Source organism: Cellulomonas triticagri, from assembly GCF_003696205.1.
Lineage (GTDB): Bacteria > Actinomycetota > Actinomycetes > Actinomycetales > Cellulomonadaceae > Cellulomonas > Cellulomonas triticagri.
This window is the reverse complement of the sequence record NZ_RFFI01000208.1, coordinates 1-3,355: the sequence shown is the minus strand read 5'-3', so window position 1 is coordinate 3,355 and position 3,355 is coordinate 1. Positions and strand designations below refer to the sequence as shown.

At 77.3% G+C, this 3,355-nt stretch carries 3 protein-coding genes; 1 reads left to right on the top strand and 2 read right to left on the bottom strand.

The features are described 5' to 3' along the window. Positions 1-66: 66 nt before the first annotated feature. Both eccB and eccD read right to left on the bottom strand, forming a co-directional pair. The gene (gene eccB / locus EBM89_RS20030; RefSeq protein ID WP_122151337.1) at positions 67-1,437 is read right to left on the bottom strand and encodes a type VII secretion protein EccB; all 1,371 of its coding nucleotides are present in this window, start codon (positions 1,435-1,437) and stop codon (positions 67-69) included. A 1-nt stretch (position 1,438) separates the two neighbouring features. After that, on the bottom strand, positions 1,439-2,788 hold the full coding sequence (gene eccD / locus EBM89_RS20025) for a type VII secretion integral membrane protein EccD (protein WP_122151336.1): 1,350 nt from the start codon (positions 2,786-2,788) through the stop codon (positions 1,439-1,441). A 378-nt stretch (positions 2,789-3,166) separates the two neighbouring features. Here eccD and EBM89_RS20020 point away from each other — a divergent pair. Next, the coding region (locus tag EBM89_RS20020; protein WP_199732219.1) for a WXG100 family type VII secretion target at positions 3,167-3,355 on the top strand (189 nt) is incomplete at its 3' end.

Sequence of the window (3,355 nt, the reverse complement as noted above, 5' to 3'; positions counted from 1 at the left end):
CGACGGGGAGCAGCAGCAGCGCGGCGGCGAGCGCCGCGGCGGCCCGGCGGCCTCGCGGGTGCGACGTCACGAGTCGCCCGACGCCGCGCCCTCGGCCGCGGTGCCGCCGGAGACCTCGGTCGCGGCGGCCTCCACGGTCAGCGACGGACCGGTGGGCAGCAGCGCCGCCCACGCCGGGGGCACCCGGACGACGTCGTCGGGCGTGAAGCCCAGGCGCGCGAGGACCTCGTCGCTGGCGTCGGGCACCGGGTAGGCGCGGCCGGAGCCGTCCACCAGGCGCACCGTCGCCGTCGCGCCGTCGCTGCTCTGCGCCCGCACCAGCGCGCCGGAGCCCGGGGCGACCCGCACGCCGGGCTCCACGGCACCGTCGGCGAGCACCAGGTCGACGCGCTCGGCGTCCCCCGTGCTCAGCACGACGCACGGCGTCTGGCCCGCGGCGGGCAGCGTCGGCACGGTCGCGGGCAGGTCGGCCGGGGCGACGGGGGTCCCGGAGGTCCGCACGGCGGCGATGTCCGACGCCGTCACCTGCAGCGCCGTCGCCGCGAGGTCGCCCGCGCCCAGCAGGTACAGCGGGTACGCGAGGTCGCTCAGCGGGGCGAGCTCGCCCTGCGCGTCCACCACGTAGCGGCGCAGGCCGTCCCCGGTCCCCGAGACCTCGACGAGCTCGCCGACGCGGGTCTCCAGCGGCAGCCCGCCCTGCGGCAGAGCCGCGTCGCCCGCACCGGCGACGGTCAGCGCCGCCAGGTCCGTGCCGAGCGGCACGAGGTTCAGCCAGTCCGCACCCGCCACCAGCGGCGTCGCCGTGTCGAGGCCGAGCGCGCGGAGCACCGCCGCCTCGTCCGTCGGCGGGATGCGGTGCCGGACACCGTCCGCGACCAGGTAGAGCGTCCCGGCGACGTCGACCAGCACGCCCGTGCCGGGCACGGGCGCCGCGGCGGGGGCGTCGGGATCGAGGTCGAGAGTCGTCGTGCCGTCCGCCGCGACGCACGCCGCCCATCCCGTGCCGGTCAGCCGGTCAGCGAGCGGCAGCTCGTCCGGGGCGCCGGGGATGCCGAGGGTCGCGCCGCGCGGGGCGTCGGTGATGTCGTCCTCGCTGACGTCGACCACGTGGAACGCACCGGAGTCGAGCACCAGGCGCGCGCTCGTCACGTTGAGCACGGGGTGCAGCGTCCCCTGGATGCCGACGTACCGGCTGCCGTCGCCCTCGACGATGACGAGGGACTGGTCGTCCCAGCCGTCCGGGAGGGTCGGGCTGAGCAGGCCGAGGCCGAGGCTGCCGAGGACCAGCAGCACGCTCAGCGAGACGCCCGCGACGACGCCGCGCAGCGGCTTGGTCGGCTCGAGCTCCCGCCCGCCGGGCGCCCCGCTGGTGAACGCGGTGAGCAGCCGGCGGCGGCTGTAGGTCTGGGCCTCGACGAGGTCGCGCTTGGACGCCACGTCAGACCAGGCCCGCCGCGGTCACGCCGAGCGGCAGCAGCAGCGCGAGGCAGGCGATCTCCAGGAAGTCCCCGAACCGCGCCAGGCCCACCCGGCGACGCGGCGCCACCAGGCCGAGCCCGACCACGACCGCGGCGGCGGCACCGGCGACGGCCACGAGCGCGGTCCGCCACGACGGGTGCTGGGACGCGGCGACCACGGCCACCGTCACCAGGAGCAGCACCGACAGGCTCACGGTGAGCAGCACGTCGAGGCGCGAGTACGTCTGGCGGGTCGCGAGCAGCAGCCCCGCGGCAGCGAGCACCAGCAGCACCGTCCCGGCGACGCCGGTCGCGACGACGGCGGGGGCCGCCACGATCGCGAGCGCGCCGATCGCCACGCGCAGCGACACCTGCACCCGGTGCCCGGCGGCGAGCTGCGCCTGCACCCGCGCCGACTGCACGGCCGGCGGGTCGGCGAGGATCTCCGCGTCGTTGCGCGGCGACACCACGCGCAGCGGCGTGCTGGACAGCGCCAGCCACGGCACGCCGATGCTCGCCGTCGCGACGACCGCCACCACGACCGCGAGGACCGCACCGGGCGTCGCGTCGGTCAAGGCGATCGTCGTCCCCGCGACGGCCACGGCGAGCCCGCCCGCGAGCGGCGCGGCGGACAGCTCGCGGCGGCCCACCAGCGCGGGCATTCCCAGCAGCCCGGCGACGAGCACGCCCGTCCCGGCGAGCGCGGCGGGCCAGCCCCAGGACGGCGGCGCGGACGTCGCGGTCAGCCCGGCGACCCCCGCGAGCACCGGGGCCACCAGCACGAGCACCCGACCCGCGGCGGGCTCCGTGCCCACGCGCCCGACGACGGCCCCCGCGACCAGCGCGAGCAGCGCCGCGATGGCCGCGACCACCGGCGGGACCAGCGAGGCGCGGTCGGCGCCCAGCAGCAGCGCCGCACCGGCGAGCAGCAGGGCGGCGGCCGCCCAGGCGGCGCTCAGCGCGGAGTCCCGCGGCGTCCACGGGGCGTACTGGTGCTCGACGGCGTCGGCCACGGCCTCCACGACGTCGTCGTAGATCCGCTCCTGCTCGCGGCGCGCGCCCGACTCCAGGGTCAGCACCGTGCCGTCCTCGACGCCCTCGGCCAGCAGGCTGCGGGCGGAGTCGATCGGCGTGCCGTCGGCCCGGACCAGGCGGTAGCCGCCGTGGGCCGTCGTCGCGTCGAGCAGGCCGAGCGCGCGGGCCAGGCCCGGGACGACCTCGGCCATCGGGACGGCGCCCGGGACGCCGAGGTCGAGCCGCCGGTCCCCCGCGGTCACCGACACCCGCACGAGCGTCCCGACGGACGTCGTGGAGGTGGGTGCGTCTGTCATGGGGTCCCCTGTAGTCCCTGGGCAGGTCGGCGGTCAGCATAGCGACGGCCGGGGCCCCGGTCGGCGGGACGTCCGCGCGGGCAGGTCCGACCGGGTGCCGTGCGCGGGTGAGATCCACCCGCCCGCGTTCCCCCGGGTGGAGGTACCGGCGCTGCGCAAATCGGGCGATAGTTGACGGATCACCCAGTTCTTGCTGGGCCGAACGGGTGAACGATGACACCGGTCAGCGTGGTCGTCCACAGGACGGGTGACCTCGCCTGACATGAGAGAAACCTGTGGGCTAGCCTGCCAGCGGTTCGGGTCGAGTGCTCGGGCGGGGCGGCACCGCGAACGGGGCCGCCGAGCAGAGGCCCACCGGGCCGTGGAGGGGGAGGTGACATGGCAGCAGAGGTTTCCGCAGCAGATGGCGCGCTCAAGCAGGGCGCCGACGCGGTCGCGACGAGCCGTGGGGAGCTGCAGCGTGAGCTGAGCGCCCTGGAGGGCAAGCTCTCGGGCATCGGGTCGCACTGGCAGGGCCAGGGCGCCGTGGCGTTCAACGCGCTGATGGCGCGCTGGCGTGAGGACGCG